This window comes from Streptomyces sp. NPDC048623 (assembly GCF_040650755.1).
Taxonomy (GTDB): Bacteria; Actinomycetota; Actinomycetes; order Streptomycetales; family Streptomycetaceae; genus Streptomyces.
Map to the genome: position 1 here is coordinate 205,625 of NZ_JBEZHV010000008.1, position 17,262 is coordinate 222,886.

The 17,262-nt window shown below is 73.9% G+C and carries 12 protein-coding genes; 8 read left to right on the forward strand and 4 right to left on the reverse strand.

Translation table 11 applies throughout. The features are described 5' to 3' along the window. Positions 1–310 precede the first annotated feature (310 nt). From AB0C73_RS14745 to AB0C73_RS14755, 3 genes are all read left to right on the forward strand, one after another. Positions 311–1,039, forward strand: coding sequence for a response regulator transcription factor (locus AB0C73_RS14745; protein WP_362529138.1), 729 nt, complete (start codon positions 311–313; stop codon positions 1,037–1,039). Next, a complete protein-coding gene (locus AB0C73_RS14750; protein ID WP_362529141.1) occupies positions 1,036–2,532 on the forward strand; it encodes a HAMP domain-containing sensor histidine kinase in 1,497 nt (498 codons plus the stop codon). Before AB0C73_RS14745 ends, AB0C73_RS14750 begins: the two co-directional genes overlap by 4 nt. A gap of 145 nt (positions 2,533–2,677) precedes the next feature. Next, positions 2,678–3,307, forward strand: a complete 630-nt coding sequence (locus tag AB0C73_RS14755; protein WP_362529143.1) for a CBS domain-containing protein — start codon at positions 2,678–2,680, stop codon at positions 3,305–3,307. A 34-nt stretch (positions 3,308–3,341) separates the two neighbouring features. On the opposite strand, the gene AB0C73_RS14760 is transcribed toward AB0C73_RS14755, so the two are convergent. Genes AB0C73_RS14760 through AB0C73_RS14770 form a run of 3 tightly spaced genes read right to left on the reverse strand, consistent with a single transcriptional unit; the run spans position 3,342 to position 6,136 of the window. Continuing rightward, positions 3,342–4,166, reverse strand: coding sequence for an ABC transporter permease subunit (locus tag AB0C73_RS14760; protein ID WP_362529145.1), 825 nt, complete (start codon positions 4,164–4,166; stop codon positions 3,342–3,344). After that, the gene (locus AB0C73_RS14765; protein WP_362529147.1) at positions 4,163–5,137 is read right to left on the reverse strand and encodes an ABC transporter ATP-binding protein; all 975 of its coding nucleotides are present in this window, start codon (positions 5,135–5,137) and stop codon (positions 4,163–4,165) included. Before AB0C73_RS14765 ends, AB0C73_RS14760 begins: the two co-directional genes overlap by 4 nt. A gap of 51 nt (positions 5,138–5,188) precedes the next feature. Further along, a complete protein-coding gene (locus AB0C73_RS14770) occupies positions 5,189–6,136 on the reverse strand; it encodes a universal stress protein (protein ID WP_362529150.1) in 948 nt (315 codons plus the stop codon). Positions 6,137–6,931: 795 nt separating this feature from the next. Between AB0C73_RS14770 and AB0C73_RS14775 the strand changes: the two genes are divergently transcribed. The 4 genes from AB0C73_RS14775 (at position 6,932) to AB0C73_RS14790 (ending at position 13,879) form a co-directional block, all read left to right on the forward strand. Beyond that, positions 6,932–7,135, forward strand: coding sequence for a cold-shock protein (locus AB0C73_RS14775; RefSeq protein ID WP_007502648.1), 204 nt, complete (start codon positions 6,932–6,934; stop codon positions 7,133–7,135). 92 nt (positions 7,136–7,227) lie between these two features. Then, positions 7,228–8,913 (forward strand): DEAD/DEAH box helicase, encoded by a 1,686-nt coding sequence (locus AB0C73_RS14780; RefSeq protein WP_362529153.1) that lies wholly within the window; start codon positions 7,228–7,230, stop codon positions 8,911–8,913. A gap of 254 nt (positions 8,914–9,167) precedes the next feature. Continuing rightward, positions 9,168–11,237, forward strand: coding sequence for a SpoIIE family protein phosphatase (locus AB0C73_RS14785; protein WP_362529156.1), 2,070 nt, complete (start codon positions 9,168–9,170; stop codon positions 11,235–11,237). Positions 11,238–11,365: 128 nt separating this feature from the next. Further along, complete coding sequence (locus AB0C73_RS14790; RefSeq protein WP_362529158.1) at positions 11,366–13,879, forward strand: heavy metal translocating P-type ATPase; 2,514 nt, start codon at positions 11,366–11,368, stop codon at positions 13,877–13,879. Positions 13,880–13,884: 5 nt separating this feature from the next. On the opposite strand, the gene AB0C73_RS14795 is transcribed toward AB0C73_RS14790, so the two are convergent. Beyond that, positions 13,885–14,982, reverse strand: a complete 1,098-nt coding sequence (locus tag AB0C73_RS14795) for a trypsin-like serine protease (RefSeq protein WP_362529160.1) — start codon at positions 14,980–14,982, stop codon at positions 13,885–13,887. A gap of 630 nt (positions 14,983–15,612) precedes the next feature. Here AB0C73_RS14795 and AB0C73_RS14800 point away from each other — a divergent pair. Next, positions 15,613–17,241 carry a sensor histidine kinase gene (locus AB0C73_RS14800; protein ID WP_362529163.1) on the forward strand — a complete coding sequence of 543 codons (1,629 nt, stop codon included), beginning with the start codon at positions 15,613–15,615 and terminating at the stop codon, positions 17,239–17,241. The last annotated feature ends 21 nt before the right edge of the window (positions 17,242–17,262 follow it).

Below are 17,262 nucleotides of genomic sequence, written 5' to 3' on the forward strand. Positions count from 1 at the left end.
CTCGTCCCGGGTCCGGTGGCGCCCGGCGGTCGCCGGGCCTGGGGCGTGTCCGGCGGATCATGGCCGGACAGGCCCTCACTCACTGTGGTCCGCGATCCTGTGAAGATCCTCTGAACGGGGTCCGCGCGGGGCCGCCGGACTGCCGCCGGACCGCCGCCGGACCGGCCCGGACCCGGCGGCGTGCCGCCCGGCGCGCGGGTCGGCGCCGCGCACCGGTTCAGAGGAAACTCAGAGGGACGCCCGGCGATCGGCGGCCCGGGTCGTCCGGCATCCTGGAAGGACCATGAACCCGAGCACCACGAGCCCATCGATGCGTACGGCGGTACAGCGCCGCCCCGACGGCACCCGGCCCCGGGTGCTCGTCGTCGACGACGAGACCGACCTCACCGAGGTGCTCGCCGCCGCCCTCCACGCCGAGGGCTGGGAGGTCCGCACGGCGGCCACGGCCGCCGAGGCGGGCGCCGTCGCCGAGGAGTTCGGGCCCGACGCGGTGGTCCTCGACTGGATGCTGCCGGACCGTGACGGCCCGCAGGTGCTGGCCCGGCTGCGCGCGGCCCGCCCCGAGGTGTGCGTGCTGTTCCTCACCGCGCGCGACGCCGTCGAGGACCGCATCGCCGGCATCAGCGCGGGCGCCGACGACTACGTCACCAAGCCCTTCAGCCTCGAAGAGGTCCTGGTCCGGCTGCGGGGGCTGCTGCGCCGTGCCGGGCTCGCCGACGGCGGGCAGGGCGCCGGTCCGCGTCTGGTCCTCGGCGACCTCGTGATGGACGAGGAGGGCCGCGAGGTCACCCGGGGCGGCGTGCCGGTCGACCTCTCCCCCACCGAGTTCGAGCTGCTGCGCTACCTCCTGCACAATCCCCGCCGTGTCCTGTCCAAGCGGCAGATCCTCGACCATGTCTGGCGTTACGACTTCGGCGGCCGCGCCCATGTCGTCGAGCTGTACATCAGCTACCTACGCAAGAAGATCGACGCCGGCCGCTCCCCGCTCATCCACACGGTGCGCGGGGCCGGTTACGTGCTGCGCCCCGAGCGCCGATGACCCCCGAGGCACCCCGGCCCCGGCCCTCCCGCGTACGCCCCCGGCTGCCGCGCTCGCTGCGCGGCAGGCTCACCGCCGGGCTTGTCGTCCTCCTCGCCCTCGCCTGCGTCACCGTCGGCCTGGTCACCGTGTTCGCACTGCGCAGCTTCCTCGTCAGCCGGCTCGACCAGCAGATCGCGGCGGGCGGCGGGCGGTTCGCGGTCAGCCTGGAGCACGAGGAACGGCCGGACGCCGACAACCTGGGCGACACCCGGGGCCAGGCCGACGGAACCTTCGGCGCCCGGCTCCTCGACGGCCGGGTCGAGCAGGCCGCCGTGGTGCGCGGCACCAGCGACGTCACGGTGCCGCTGACGGCCGACGACGCGCGGGCGCTCGCCGCCCTGTCCCCGGACGCCCGGCCCCGCACCGTACGCCTGGCCTCCCTCGGCACGTACCGGGTGGCCGCCTGGACCGGTGACGACGGCGACCTGCTGGTGACGGGGCTGCCGCTGCATCCCGTCGAGGAGACGGTGGAACGGCTCGCGGCCGTGGAGACGGTCGTGTTCGCGCTCGTCCTCACCGCGGCCGGGGTGACGGCCGCCGTCTGGATCCGCCTCTCCCTGCGCCCCCTGGAACGGCTGGCCGCCACCGCCGACGAGGTCACCCGGCTGCCGCTGGCCACCGACCAGGTCGCCATGCCGGCCCCGCTGCCCAGTGCCGTGCCGGAGTCCGAGGTGGGGCGGCTGACCGGTGCGTTCAACCGGATGCTCGGGCACGTCGGCGACGCGCTCGACCGGCGCCATGTCGTCGAGGAACGCCTGCGCACCTTCGCCGCCGACGCCGGGCACGAACTGCGCACCCCCGTGGCCACCGTACGGGCCCGGGCCGAACTCGCCCTGCGCAGCCACGGCGACACCCTGCCCGGCGACGTACGGCACGCCCTCGAACGCATCGACGCCGAGTCCCGCCGGATGAGCCTCCTGGTGGACGAACTGCTGCTGCTCGCCCGCCTCGACGCGGGCCGGAGCCTGCGCCGGGACCCGGTGGACCTGACCCGTGTCGTCCTCGACACGGTCGCCGACGCCACCGCCCGGCACCCGGACCACCACTGGGAGCTGGACCTTCCGGAGGAGCCCGTCGAGGTCACCGGCGACGCCGACCGTCTCCACCAGGTCCTCACCAACCTGCTGGCGAACGCCGGCCGCCACACCCCGGCCGGGACCCGTGTCACGGTCGCGCTCACGGCCGGCGGCGCCGCCTCTGACGACTCTGAGGGCATCACCCTCACCGTCACCGACGACGGCCCCGGCATCCCCGCCGACCTGCTGCCCGGTGTCTTCCACCGCTTCACCCGGGGCGACACCTCCCGCTCCCGCGCGACTGGTTCGACCGGCCTCGGTCTCGCCATCGTGGACGCCGTGACCCGCGCCCACCACGGCCGGGCGACGGTCACCAGCCGCCCCGGACGGACCTGCTTCACGCTCTGGCTGCCGATGGGCGACGAGGGGGCCTGACCACGGTCCCGATCGCCGCCCGGGCGGGCCCTGTCGGTCCGGGTGGTGGGGACCGTTCGGCCCTCGCGGGCCGGTGGCGCGCGGCGGACGGTGGGGGTACGGGCGGACCTCCACCGTCCGGACGCGCGAACGAGGAGGCGTGGCGATGAAGCATCTGAAGGTCGCCGATCTGATGACCGCCCACGTCGTCTCCGCGGTCCCCGCGACGTCGTTCCGGGAGGTGGCGAAGCAGCTCGCCGAGCACGACATCACCGGGCTTCCCGTCGTCGACGAGGACGACCACGTGGTCGGAGTCGTCTCCGAGAGCGATCTGCTCGCCCGCCGCGAGCTGACCGCCGTCGATCTGATGACCACACCGGTCATCACCGTCCACGCGGAGGAGCCGGCGGCCGACGCGGCACGGCTCATGGTCCGCCGGGGCGTGGAACGCCTGCCCGTCGTCGACGAGGAGGAGCGCCTCGTGGGGATCGTGACCCGTCGCGATCTGCTGCGGGTCTTCCTCCGCCCCGACCCGGAGATCCGGCGCCGCATCCAGGACGAGATCGTGACGCATGCCCTGGCCATGCCCGAGGACGCGGTGGACGTGCACGTCCTGGACGGGGTGGTGACGCTCGACGGGCGCATCCGGAGCCGCAGCCGCGCCCGGCTGCTCGTGGACCTCGCGGAACGGACGGACGGCGTCGTGACCGTCGTGGACCGTCTGTCGGTCCCCGACGAGGACGGCGCCCGCCTCACGACACTCCCCGCGCGCGGCGTCGACGATCCGCTGTGGTGACGGCCGCTCTCCGGTCCGGGCGCGAGGCCTCGGGTCAGGGCGCGAGGTCGCGGCGGCGGAGCAGCAGATGGGCCAGGAGGAAACCGGCCGCGCCCACGCCCACCAGGACGGCCAGGCGCGCCCAGAGGACGGCGCCCTGCGCGAGGGCGTCGCCCGGCGTGTAGTAGTGGAACGGGCTGAGGAAGCGCAGCGGCGCGGCGGGCTCCCAGGCGAGGGCGATGAAGTTGACGGCGAACCCGACCGCGCCGATCGCGACGACCGCGCCGAGGACCTGGGCCCGTCGGCGTCCGGCGGCGGACACCGCGAGCGCCGGTCCGGTCACGCTGAGGGTGAAGCCGTAGCCCATGAGCCCGGCGGCGAAGACACCGCCGAGGCCCACGTCCGCGTGGATCTCCGGCGACAGCGCCACTCCGGCCGCGATCGTCAGGGTGGCGGCGGCGGTGAGCGCGGCCGAGGCGAGGAGGAGGGCGGCGGCGCGCTCCGTGAGCAGCCGGGTGCGGGTGACCGGCCGGACCATGACGAGTTCGATCGTGCCGGCCTCGACGTCGGCGGCGACGGCCGCCGCGGCGAGCGAGCCGATCACGGTCAGCTGGAGGGCGATCCAGAAGGGATGGGAGAGTCCGGCGCCGAGCAGCCCGGGGTAGCTGGCGATCGACACGTCGCCGCTGGAGCCGCTGAACGCCCGGTACGCCGACGGTGGCTGTCCCCCGGTTCCGGCCGAGAACAGCTGCCCGGGCGGGATCGTGTTCGTGACCACGATGATGAGCGTCTCGAAGGCCACCATGCCGAGGAGCAGGGCGGTGAGCATCCGGCGTCTGCGGTGCAGGGCCAGCCACAGCAGTGGCAGCCGCGCGTTCACGGCTCCTCCCCCTCCCCGTCTCCTCCCTCTTCCCCCTCTTCCCCGTGCGTACGGGGCGGGTCGCCGCCCCGGTAGAGGTCGAGGAACGCCTCGTCGAGCCCGGCCTCCTCCACGGTGATGTCGGTGACGGGGAGCGAGTGCAGCAGTTCGCGCAGGGTGTCCGTGAGGTCGCCGGGCGGTACGAGGAGTTCGGCCCGGTCGCCCTGCCAGCGCGGCCGCCAGCGGTCCGCGGCCCCGAGGCTCCGGGGGCCGCCGCCGGGTGCCGTGGGCGCGAGCGTGACCCGGATCCGGCGGGCCCGGGCCTCGCGCAGCGCGGAGACCCGCTCGACGGTGACGAGCCGGCCCTCGCGGACGATGGCGACCCGCCCGCAGGCCCGCTGCACCTCGGGCAGGACGTGGCTGGACAGCAGCACCGTGCGCCCGGCGGCCGGTGCCTCGGCCATCAGCTCGTAGAAGGTCTCCTGGACGAGCGGGTCGAGTCCCTCGGTCGGTTCGTCGAGCACCACGAGCCGCGGATCGTGCTGGAGGGCCTGGACGAGCCCCAGTTTCTGCTTCATGCCCCGTGAGTAGCCGAGGACGGGCCGCCGCAGGTCCCGCTCGGAGAGGTCGAGCCGCGCGCACAGTTCGCCGCGGCGGGGTGAAGGGGCCTGCTGGAGGGCGGCGAGCAGGTCGAGGGTCTGCGCGCCCGTGAGCTCCGGATAGAGCCGCAGCTCACCGGGGAGATAGCCGAGCTCCGGCGCCAGGCGGGCGTGGTCGGCGACCGGGTCGAGCCCGAGCACCCGCGCGCTGCCCGCGGTGGGCCTGAGCAGCCCGGCCAGGCAGCGCAGTGTCGTCGTCTTCCCGGCGCCGTTGGGCCCGAGGAAGCCGAAGACCTCTCCGGCGTCGACCGCCAGGGACAGCGACTCGATCCCGACGACCGGTCCGTAGCGCTTCGACAGGCCGCTCAGCTCGATGGCGTGCCGCTCGCCCATACGCCCAGTCTCCCCCGGTGGACCCCCCTCACGTCGTTCAAGGGACGGCGCTCACGGGGTGGCGGGCGCCTCGGGCCGGCCGGGCGTGGCGGGCTTCTCGGGCTCGTCGGGGCTCACGAAGGCGGGCGGGACGATCTCGACGGGGCAGTGGGCGTGGTGGATGACGGCGTGGGCGACGCGTCCCAGGGACGTGCTCCGGCCGAGCGGGCCCCGGCTGCGGCCCATCACGAGCAGGTCGGAGCGGGTGCTCTCCTCGATCAGGATGCCGGGGACGCTGGTGCCGGTCTCCACGTGGTGGCCGACGATCAGGTCGGGGTAGACCTGCCGGATCCGGTCGGCGAGTTCCTTGGTCTCGCGCACGCGCTGCCGGGCGATCCCGTCGAGGTCGTCCAGCATGGTCGCGACGCTGCCGACGTGCTTGAAGAGGTTCCATACGCTCACCAGCCGCAGGGACGCCTTGCGGGCGTCGGCCTCCGCGGCGGCGAGCAGCAGCCAGCCGAGGTCGGCGGGGCCGTGCACGGCCGCGGTGACGGTACCGGTGTCGGGGCGCTCGCTCTCCCCGCGTACGACGATCACGGGCACGTCGGCGCGGGCCGCCACGCCCAGGCCGACCGAGCCGAGCATGAGGGCGGAGAATCCGCCGAGGCCCCGGTTGCCGACGACGATCGTGCCGCGGTGCCCGGCGGCGGACTTCAGGCCGGCGACCGGCTCCTGGCGGCCGAGTTCGGTGGTGACGGTGAGGTCGGGGAAGCGTTCCCGGATGGCGTGCGCGGTGTCGGCGAGCAGCTCGCGGCCCGCTTCCCGTACGGACTGGATCGTCTCCGCGTCGCTGAAGACGATGCGCCGGTCGGTGTCGGCGGCGTGGACGAGGTGCAGCGGGCGGCCCCGGCGGTCCGCCTCGGCGGCGGCCCAGAGCGCGGCCGTACGTGCCGAAGGCGATCCGTCGACGCCCACGACGATGTTGCCGAGCTCCGGCCGGACGGGGATGTCGCTCTTCATGGCTCCTCCTCAGCCGTGTGCCCCGGGGGGACGCTTTCACGCTCGCACGGGAGCGGGGCGGGCCAGGAGGGGCCGTTCGGTCCCGATCGGGGTCTGCCCGGCCCCTGCGCGGCCGAGCGGACGACGAGGTGGTGCGGGGAGGCCGGCACGGCGAGGCCGGTACGGGAGGGGTGGAGCGGGGCGGCGCGGCGCCGGGGACACGACGGGAGGGAGGGCCCATCCACTTCTCGCGGATCCTGATCGCGCGGTGCACGGCTCCCGGCCGCTTCTCCGCGTCCAGGCGGGCCCTTCCTCACCTTCCAGGGAAGCACTCCCCGGCCTCCCGCACCAGGGCCGACCGGGATCCGGACCGCCCCGTTCGGCCCTTGTCTCCCCGCCCGGGCGGCCGGGCGCCCGGCTGGGTGTCTGGCCGGCCAGGCGCGACCGTACCGGCCGCCCGTGCGGGGTGAGGGCCTTCGGCCCGGGATGACGGAGCCTCGGTGGCCGAAGCCCCTGACAGGCAGTCAACCCGCTCCGCCGCACGGGGAGTAGGGGCCGAACGGCCCCATCGGGCGGTGTCGTGTGCGTCCCGTCGCCGAGCCCGCCCCGGTCGGCTTTCCCTCGCCCTTCCCTCGCCCTTCGCTCGGCCTTCGCTCGGCCTTCGCCCGCCGGTGCCCGGCCCGTGCTACAGTGAATTAGTTGCAGTTGCGGTACCCATGAACCTGTGTGCGTCTGACGGGACTACTTCTCCTTCAGGCGCATATTTTGTTTTCCGGCATCTCCGGATGGGGCCTCTGCCTACAGAAGGAGAAGATCATGGCGCAGGGAACCGTGAAGTGGTTCAACTCGGAGAAGGGCTTCGGCTTCATCGAGCAGGACGGTGGCGGCCCGGACGTCTTCGCCCACTACTCGAACATCGCCACCCAGGGCTTCCGTGAGCTCCAGGAGGGCCAGCGGGTCTCCTTCGACGTGACGCAGGGCCAGAAGGGCCCGCAGGCGGAGAACATCGTTCCCGCCTGATCGCCACACGCGAATCCGCTCACCGGGGTCGGCACCGTCAGGGTGCGGACCCCGGTTTGTGCTGTGCAGTAGCCAGGAAGGCAGACCACCGCATGTCCCGTAGGCCCCAGAAGTCGAACCGGCGCGCCTCGTCGCCGTCCCCGGCCCCCGCGTCACCGAGGGAGTTCCGGCTGCCGGAATCCACGACGCCCGCGCTTCCCGCCGTCGAGGACTTCGCCGGTATGGACATGCCCGCAGGTCTCCTGAAGACCCTCGTCGCGCAGGGTGTCACCACCCCCTTCCCCATCCAGGCCGCCACGCTGCCCAACTCGCTGGCCGGCCGTGACGTGCTGGGCCGCGGACGCACCGGCTCCGGCAAGACCCTCGCGTTCGGTCTCGCGCTGCTCGCCCGTACCGCGGGCCTGCGGGCCGAGCCCAAGGCGCCGCTCGCCCTCGTGCTCGTCCCCACGCGTGAACTCGCCCAGCAGGTGACGGAGGCGCTGACGCCCTACGCCACGGCGGTGAACCTCCGGCTGACCACCGTGGTCGGCGGGCTGTCCCTCACCCGGCAGGCCGCCGCGCTGCGGCGCGGCGCCGAGGTGCTCGTGGCGAGTCCCGGACGGCTCAACGACCTCGTGGAGCGCGGGGACTGCGTGCTCGACGACGTACGCGTCACGGTGCTCGACGAAGCCGACCAGATGACCGACATGGGCTTCCTCCCGCAGGTCACCAAGCTGATCCAGCAGGTGCGGCCGGACGGGCAGCGCATGCTCTTCTCGGCCACCCTGGACGCCAACATCGACCGCCTGGTGAAGCGGTTCCTGAGCGACCCCGTTGTGCACTCCGTGGACCCGTCCGCGGGAGCGGTGGCCACCATGGAGCACCACGTGCTCCACGTCCTGGACGAGACCGACAAGAAGGCCGTCACCACGCGCATCGCGGCCCGTGACGGCCGGGTCATCCTGTTCCTCGACACCAAGAGGTCCGCCGACCGGCTCGCCAAGCGGCTGCTCTCCGTCGGTGTCCGTGCCGCGGCCCTGCACGGCGGCCGCAGCCAGCCGCAGCGGACCCGCACCCTGGACCAGTTCAAGAGCGGTCACATCACCGCGCTCGTGGCGACGAACGTCGCGGCCCGCGGCATCCACATCGACGACCTCGACCTGGTCGTGAACGTCGATCCGCCCATGGACCACAAGGACTACCTGCACCGCGGCGGCCGGACGGCCCGCGCCGGCGGCACCGGCAGCGTGGTCACGCTGGTCCTGCCCGACCAGAAGCGGGACGTCACCCGGCTCATGTCCCACGCGGGCATCCGCCCCAGGACGGCCCGCGTCAGGTCCACCGACGCGGAGCTGGCGACCCTCACCGGCGCGCGCGAGCCTTCCGGCGTTCCCGTCATCATCGAGGTCGCCCAGCCGACGCCGCCGGCGGCGGCCGGCGGTGCGCGCTCCGGCCGGCGCCGCCGGGGCGGCGGTGGCGGAGCGGCGACGGGCACCGCCCCCGGCACGAGGAACCGGGGCGACGCGAACCGCCGGACCGGCTCCGGGGCGGAGGGCACCGGCCGGTCCTCGTCGAACGGCGAGCGCGACTCGGCCCGCCGCGCCGGGGTCGGCAGGCCCAAGGCCGGTACCGCGGGCTCGGGCGGCCGCAGCGCCGAGCGCCGGTCGGACCGCCGGGCCGGGGACGGCACGACGCCCCGTGCCGCCTCCGGCGGCGCCGGCCGCGGATCCGGCCGACGGACGGCCTCCGGCAGCACCGGCGCCCGCACCTCCGGCCGAGGCACCCGCCGCACGCCCTAGGGACCCGCCCGGCGGACCGGGGGCGGACGGGCCGTGCGGTCTGGTGCCTGCCCCGTACCGGGCAAGGGTCACCCGTTCGTACGCCAGCCCGGGCGGCCGCCCGGGATCCCGCGCAGACTGCTGGCAGCCGCCCCGGCGTTTCCCACGGTGTACGGGGGCGGTGGGACACGTCCGCCGACCAGGGGACATGCCGCATCCGGTCCGGCACTCCGCTGACCACTCATGGACCCGGACGCCGAGACAGGCAGGTGGCGATGCCGACGCACGACGATCCCCGGGTGGAGGGGGAGGACGAGGGCGCCGACCTGCGGGGGCTGGACGAGGCGGTGCTCGACGCCGTGTTCACCCAGTCGGACATCGGGCTGCACGTCGTGGACCCGGAGCTGCGGGTGCTTCGGGTCAACGCGGTGGCCCACGGCATGCGGGGCACCGCCGAGAAGAGCATCGTCGGGCTCCCGGCCGTCGAGGCGTACGCGTCCCTGGGCGTACACCTCGACGAGGAGATGCTCCGCGAGGTCCTGGCCACGGGGGTGCCGGTCCACGACATCCTGGTGCGCACCCGGCCGTCCGCCGATCCGGAACGCGAGCATGTCTTCTCGGTGTCGGTCTACCGCCTGCGGAGCAGGACGGGTCACACTCTGGGCCTGGTCGCCACCACGATGGACGTCACCGTGAGGGAGCGCGCCCAGACCCGTCTGCGCCTGCTGCACCGGGCCCGGGAGCTGATCGGGCACACCCTGGACGTGGAGCGCACGGCCCGTGAGCTGGTCGACGTCATGGTGCCGGACTTCGCGGAGACGGCCGTGGTCGCGCTGACGGACGCCGTCCTGAAGGGCACGGAGGACGAACTGTCGCCCCATGCCGGCGAGGTGCTGCTGCGCTGCGCGGCGGCCGGCAGCGTCCGTGGCGATGCCCTGTCGCCGCCGACGGGCTCGGTTCTGCTGCCCGGCCTCTTCGGCCCGGAGCTGCCCGCCTTCCCCGTCGTCCTCGCCCCTCCCGGACCGGACCGTCCAGGAGCCGTACGTACGGGCCATGGCCGCGGTGACGACGGCGGTACGGGCGCGGGTGCGCGGCTCTCGGCGCCGCTGTCCGTACGGGGCCGGCTGCTCGGGCTCGTCGTCTTCGAGCGCGGGCCCGACGGCGAGCCGTTCACGCCCGGCGACCTGGATCTGGTCAAGAGCGTCACCACGCGCGCCGCGATCAGTCTCGACAACGCGCTGCGCTTCACCCGCGAGCACACCGTCATGATCGCGCTGCGGAGCTGGCCCACGCGGCAGGAGCGGCGGACCCAGCGGGCCGCCGAGATCGCCCAGCGGTACCAGGCGGGCGGCTGCGGCGCCGGAGCGTGGTTCGACGCGCTGCCGCTGCCCGGCGCCCGGGTGGCGTTGGTGGTGGGACAGGTCGAGGACCCGGGGCTGAGCGCGGTCGCCGCCATGAGCCGGCTGCGTACCGCCGTCCACAGCCTGACCACCCTGGACCTGGACCCGCACGAACTGCTCGCCCGGCTGCATGCCACGGTCCTGCGGCTGGCCCGTGAGCAGGAGGGCGCGCAGGGCGCGCGGCACGCCGAAGGACCCACCGCGCACTGCACGTTCGCCGTCCACGATCCCGTCAGCGGACGCTTCGACGTCGCCCGGGCCGGCCGGTCGCTGTTCGCGATCGTCCGCCCGGACGGCACGCTGGACACCGCCCCGGTGGCGGAGGGGCCGCTCCTGGGGGCGGAGGGGCCGCCGTTCGCCAGCGCCGGTCTCGTCCTGCCGGAGGGCAGCACGGTCTGCCTCGCCTCCCCCGCGTCCGGCGGCGAGGACGGCCCGACGCGGCCGGCCCTGGCGGCCGCCCTGGCGCACCCGGATCACGGGCCGCAGCGGATGGCCGACGCGGTGCGGCAGCTCCTCGCCCCGGACCGGGTGGTCCTCGTCGCCCGCACCCGGCGTCTGCCCGCCGACGAGCTCGCCGAGTGGCCGGTGCCGGCCGAACTCCTGTCGGTGGGCGCGGCCCGGCGGCAGATGCGGGCCCGGCTGCGGGAGTGGGACCTCGCCGTCGACCCGTACACCGCCGAGCTCGTCGTCGGCGAACTGCTCACCAACGCCGTCCGCTACGGCGCCTCCCCGATCACCCTCCGTCTGATCCGCGGGGAGACGTCCCTGATCTGCGAGGTCGACGACGCCTCGCCCACCGCTCCCCATCTGCGGCACGCCAGGTCGGTGGACGAGGGCGGCCGTGGCCTGTACATCTGCGCGTCGCTCGCGGAGAGCTGGGGCGTGCGCTACCGCGAGGACGGCAAGACGGTCTGGGCGGAGCTGAACGCCGAGGCCGCCGACTGAACCGGCGCGGGCCGGGCGGTGGGCGGGCGGCGCGGGCGTACGACGCGCGGGACACTGGTGCTGTGGGTCGCGCCCGCCCCGGGTGCGAGGCTCCCATGGGTCCGCCGTCCTCGTGAGGAGGGACCGCCGTGACGCATCCGCCGGACGGCCATCCCGCTCGCCGACCGCCGCCCGCTCCCAAGGAGCGCAGCACCGCCGTGCTCGATGTGCGCGGGCTGAACTGGGCCTCGCAGAAGTCCACGATCGAGGCGGTCCTCGGCCGGCGCCCCGGGGTCCTCACGGTCGAGGCGAATCCCGTCGCCCAGTCGGCGACCGTGGTCTTCGACCCGCGGCGCACGTCGCTGGCCGAGCTGCGCCGGTGGGTGACCGAGTGCGGTTACCACTGCGCCGGGCAGTCGGTGCCGTCCCATGTGTGCGATCCGATGGCCGAACCGGACCCGCCCGCCCGCGCCCCGCAGGCGCGCCCCGCCACGGCGCACGCCCACGCCCACACCCCGGAGGCCCGCACCCCGGAGGCCCGCACCCACGCCGCGGCGCCGGCGACACCGGCGGCGCCCGCCCCGGAGGCGAAGGGCGCCCCGCACGAGGCGATGGGCCACGGCGGACACGGCGGACACGGCGGACACGGCGGCCACGGCGGCCACGGCGAGATGTCCATGGCGGCCATGGTCGCCGACATGCGCCACCGCTTCCTCGTGGCGCTGGTCTTCTCGATCCCGATCGTGATCTGGTCCCCGATCGGCGAGGACGTGTTCGGTCTGGACGTGCCCGTGCCCTTCGGCCTGCGGCAGGACGTCTGGGCCCTGCTCCTGAGCCTGCCCGTGATCTTCTACTCCTGCACGATCTTCTTCATCGGGGCCGTCCGGGCCCTGCGCGCCCGCACCCTGGACATGATGGTCCTGGTGGCCGTCGCCGTCGGCGCGGGCTGGCTGTACTCCCTGGTCGTCACCCTCACCGGCGGCGGGGACGTGTTCTACGAGGCGGCGACCGTCCTCGCCGCCTTCGTCCTGCTCGGGCACTGGTTCGAGATGCGGGCCCGGGGCGGCGCCAACGACGCGATCCGTACGCTGCTCGACCTGGCCCCGCCCAAGGCGGTCGTGCTGCGGGAGGGCGAACCGGTCGAGGTGCCCACCGCCGAGGTCGCCGTCGGGGACCTGATGCTCGTACGCCCCGGGACGAAGATCGCCGCGGACGGGGTGGTCGAGTACGGCGAGAGCGAGGTCGACGAGTCCACCGTCACCGGGGAGAGCCTGCCGGTCCACAAGTCCCCCGGCTCCGCCGTCGTCGGTGCCACCCTCAACGCCAACGGCACCCTGCGTGTCCGTGCCACCAAGGTCGGGTCCGACACGGCGCTCGCCCAGATCGTCAAGCTGGTCCAGGAGGCGCAGAACTCCAAGGCCCCCGGGCAGCGGCTCGCGGACCGGGCCGCGTTCTGGCTGGTCCTCGTCGCCCTTCTGGGCGGCGCGCTGACCCTGGCCGTCTGGCTGATCGCGACCGACGAGCCGTTCAGCACCGCGATGCTCTTCGCCATCACCGTCGTCGTCATCACCTGCCCCGACGCCCTGGGCCTCGCCACCCCCACCGCGATCATGGTCGGTACGGGTCTGGGCGCGCGCCGCGGTGTGCTGTTCAAGAACGCCGACGCCCTGGAGACCGCCGCGCGGATCCAGGTGGTGGTGATGGACAAGACCGGGACCCTCACCAAGGGCGAGCCCGAGGTCACCGATGTGATCGCCGCACCGGACCGCAACCGGCGCGAGACGCTGCGGCTGGTCGCCGCGGTCGAGAGCGAGTCCGAGCACCCGCTCGCCGAGGCGGTCGTCCGGTACGCGCGGGAGCGGGGTGTCGCACCCTCGGACGCCCGGCACTTCGAGAACGTGCCGGGCGAGGGCGCGACCGCCGTGGTCGAGGGCCACCGGGTGGCGGTCGGCAACGTGCGTCTGGCGAAGCGGGAGGGGGTGGACCTCGGCGCGCTCGCCGCCCGCCGCGAGGAACTGGCCGCCACGGGCCGCACGGTCGTGGTCGCCGCGGTGGACGGGCGGGCGGCGGCACTGATCGGCATCGCCGACGCGCCCCGGGAGACCTCGACGGCGGCGGTGGCCGAACTGCGCGAGCTCGGCGTCGAGGTCGTCATGCTGACCGGCGACAACGAGGCCACCGCCCGGCGGATCGCCGGGCAGCTCGGCATCGACACCGTCATCGCCGAGGTCCTGCCCGGGGACAAGGCCGCCCAGGTCGCCGCGCTCCAGGCGGGCGGGCGGAAGGTGGCCATGGTCGGCGACGGCGTCAACGACGCCCCCGCCCTCGCCCAGGCCGACCTCGGTATCGCCATCGGCGCGGGAACCGATGTCGCCATCGAGACCGCCGACCTCGTCCTGATGCGCTCCGACCCCCTCGACGTCCCCACCGCCCTGCGCATCGGCCGCGGCACCCTGCACAAGATGCGGCAGAACCTCGGCTGGGCCATCGGCTACAACGCCATCGCCCTCCCCATCGCCGCAGGCGTCTTCGAACCCGCCACGGGCCTGGTCCTGCGCCCGGAGATCGCGGCGCTCTCGATGTCCGGCTCCAGCATCATCGTCGCCGTCAACGCCCTCGCCCTCAAACGCCTCCGCCTCCCCCGCGCCGCGCCACCCTCATGACGGGGTCACGGCCAGGTGCCGCGCGCCCAGTGCAGCAGGTTGGTCAGCGCGTTGCCGCCGGCGGCGACGTTCTGATCCGGCTCGCCGAACTCGTCCTCGCATCCGGAGTGGGTGCCGACGACGTCGGGTGATCCGTTGAACCACGCGAACACCGGCGCCCCGCTCTGGCCGTCGTAGGTGTCGGCCCGGTACTCCAGCTCGACGCCGGCTCCGTCGTTGTCGTCGTCGATGATGGGGAAGTTCAGGTGCAGCCAGGGCCGTTGGCCGTAGTCCTTGTCCCCCGGATAGCCCGGCAGCGTCCAGACGCTCTGGTCCTCCCAGGCGCTGTTGTACGTCCGGAAGCCGAAGTAGCCGAAGTTGTTGCCGAGGGGAACGTCCAGGCGCATCACGGCCATGTCGTCGCCCTGTGCGTGGTTGCTGTAGCCCTGGGCGTTGGTCACCCAGGACGCCGCCCACGAGCCGTAGACCGAACTTCCGTCGTAGTAGGCCGGCACGAAGAGGGCCTTCCAGTTGGACGAGCCCCACGGCACGACGTGGCTGGCGGTCATGATGGTGCGGGTGCCGAGGAGCGAGGCCGTGGCACGCCAGGCCCAGTCCGGGCTGTTCGCGTCGGTCCAGACGAAGATCCGGCCGACCAGGGACCACGGATACGCGTTGGGGTAGTACGGCGACCGGTTGTCGGGAGCGATCACGCACTCCGGGCGCACCCGCTTCCCGTTGCGCCGCACCATCCGCGTCGGCTCGATCCGCGGTCCCAGCGAAGGGGTCCCGGACAGGGCGGTCCAGTCCGGGATGTACGCCGAACTGTCGCGCCCCGCCTTGGCGTCGGCCGCTCGCATGGTGGCGAGCTCGGATTCGACGGCCTCCGGAGTCACCGGCTCCACGGCCCCGACGGTGATCCCGAGGACGGTCTGGGGATCGCTGACGCCCATGTGCCCGTCGGGGCCCTCGGTGAACGCGCCGGCGGGGTCGTCGAGCGGCTCGCCGATACGGTCGAAGACGAGATAGTTGCGCGGGTTGCTCAACTCCTCCGGTGGTTCGCCCTGTTGCGGGCGTGAGCGCTTGATGATGCTGTCCAGCGGATCGGGTCGCACATCTGGCATGTCGGTCTCCTTCGAGAACGGTTCGGGGCTCGCACAGTCGAACACCGGGCAGGTGATGTTGACGGCCGATTCCTCCCTCTGTGGGCGAAGTCGGATGCGCTGGGCCCTCCTGTCCCGGATCGGTTCCGGATCGGTTCCGGGCAGGGGTCCGTCCCCGTTCACTCCTGCACGCCCCGCCGTCGCTCCCGTGCGCCCCCTTGCGCGCGCCGGAGCGGCGGCGGCGCCGTTCCCGCGCCCGGGGCGGCCGCCGGGCAGTCGGCCGGCCGACACCCCGCCCTCCGCCCGCGGACACCCCTGCCACCCTCGTGACAGATTTTGATCATTTGGTGACGCTTTCCGTTTCGGAATCTTTCACTTTGCCGACTCAATTCGATCGATGGAGGCTTCCCCTCCATCCGGGGCACATGCCAATCGCGAACTGACTATGCTCCCTACATGTGTTGCGGCGCGCTCACGCAGCGTCACGCATGCGGAATGGGCACGGTCGAAACGTGGTCGGAACCCGGTCGCGAAACGAAATGCCCATGGTCCGCCGCCGCACCTCAGTCCGCTCATTTCCGTCTGTTGAGGGACCCTTTGATGGTTCGTGCAGCTTCGACTTCCAGAGCCCGGCCGCGCACGGCGGCACCGGTGTGGCTCATTCCTCCCGGGGCCCTGGCCGGCGTCCTCGCCTTGGGGTTGGTCTTCGCCCCCGCGCAGATACGGTCGTCGCTCGCCTGGTACGGGCTCGCCGCGGTGGCCCTGACGGTCGTCACCTCGGCCGTGACCATGCGCAGACTGCGGACGGCCGACTCCGCCCGCCGCAACCAGGCGGCCACGGAGGCCCGGGAGTACTACGCCCGGCGCGAGGCCGCGCTGCTCGGCCGGCTCGCCGACCAGCGCTCCACCACCCGGTGGATGGCCGAGGAGCTGCTGCCCGCGGCCGTGGCCCGGCTGCAGAAGGGCGAGAGCGCCTCGGACATCATGATGTCCGTCTCGCTCGGCGACCATCTCGACGACGACTTCACCGACGCGCTGAAAGGAGCCCTGCGGACGCTCCTGGAGGCCGTCGAGGCCGAGGAGAGCACCCGTGACTCCTCGCAGCGCGCGCTCGTCGCGGTCGCCCGCCGCGTCCAGGCGATCGTCCACCAGCTCGCCAAGGACCTGCACGCGATGCAGATCCTGCACGGCACGGACATCGTCGTCTCCCGCGGTCTGCAGGACATCGACCACCGCAACGCGCTGATCGGCCGCCTCGCGGCCAGCATCGCCGTCCTCGGCGACGCCCGGCCCGGCCGTCAGTGGTCGAAGCCGATCCCGCTCTACGACGTCCTGCGCGGCGCCATGTCCCGTATCGTCGACTACCCGCGCGTACGGCTCCAGGCGGTCACCGAGGTCGCCGTGATCGGCCCCGGCGCCGAGCCGCTGATCCACCTGCTCGCCGAACTCCTCGACAACGCCACCACGTTCTCCCCGCCGCACACCCCGGTGGAGGTCACCGCGAGCGAGGTGCCCTCCGGCATCGCGATCGAGATCGAGGACCGCGGAGTCGGCCTGACCGAGGAGGTCCGGCAGCGCATCGACCGCGTCATGACGCAGTCGGCGACCGGCATCTTCCTGGCGGGCCTCGGCGAGGTCACCCAGCTCGGCCTGCCCGTCGTGAGCCGGCTGGCCCGCGAGCACGGCTGCGAGGTGGACCTGCGTACCTCCGCGTACGGCGGCGTGCGGGCCGTCATCCTCGTACCCCGACGCCTGATCACCACGGTGCAGCAGCCTGTCATGAGAACCCCCGAGCCCCACCGGAAGCGCTCCGGCGGGCCGAGCTACCCGCCGCCCCCGCCGCCGCCCACGGTCATCCCGCCCGCACCGGCCCCGGTACCCGCGCCCGCGCCCGTACCGGCACCCGCTCCGGCCCCCGTCACCCTGCCCACCCCCACCGCCGCGCCCGCCGGCCCGCCGGCCCGCGTCCCGGCCCCCGCCTCCGCGGACTCCGCAGGCGGCGCCATGAACGGCTCCGCGAACGCGAACGCGAGCGCCAACGGGAACGGCTCCGGCGAGCTCGGGAAGACCGTCAACGGCCTCCCGCAGCGGCGCCGGGTGTCACCCGTCCCGACCCCGGTCGTCCGTACGGGCCCCACCCCCCCGGAGACCCCTGCCGCCCCCCGGCGCAACGGCACGCCCCGTCAGCCGGGCCTGATGTGGGAGGCGTTCAACGGCGAGAAGCGTCCGTCCGCCGACCCCTCCCGTTCCCACAGCGATCCGTCAGATGAGGTCGAGTAAACATGCAGCCACTGCCCAACA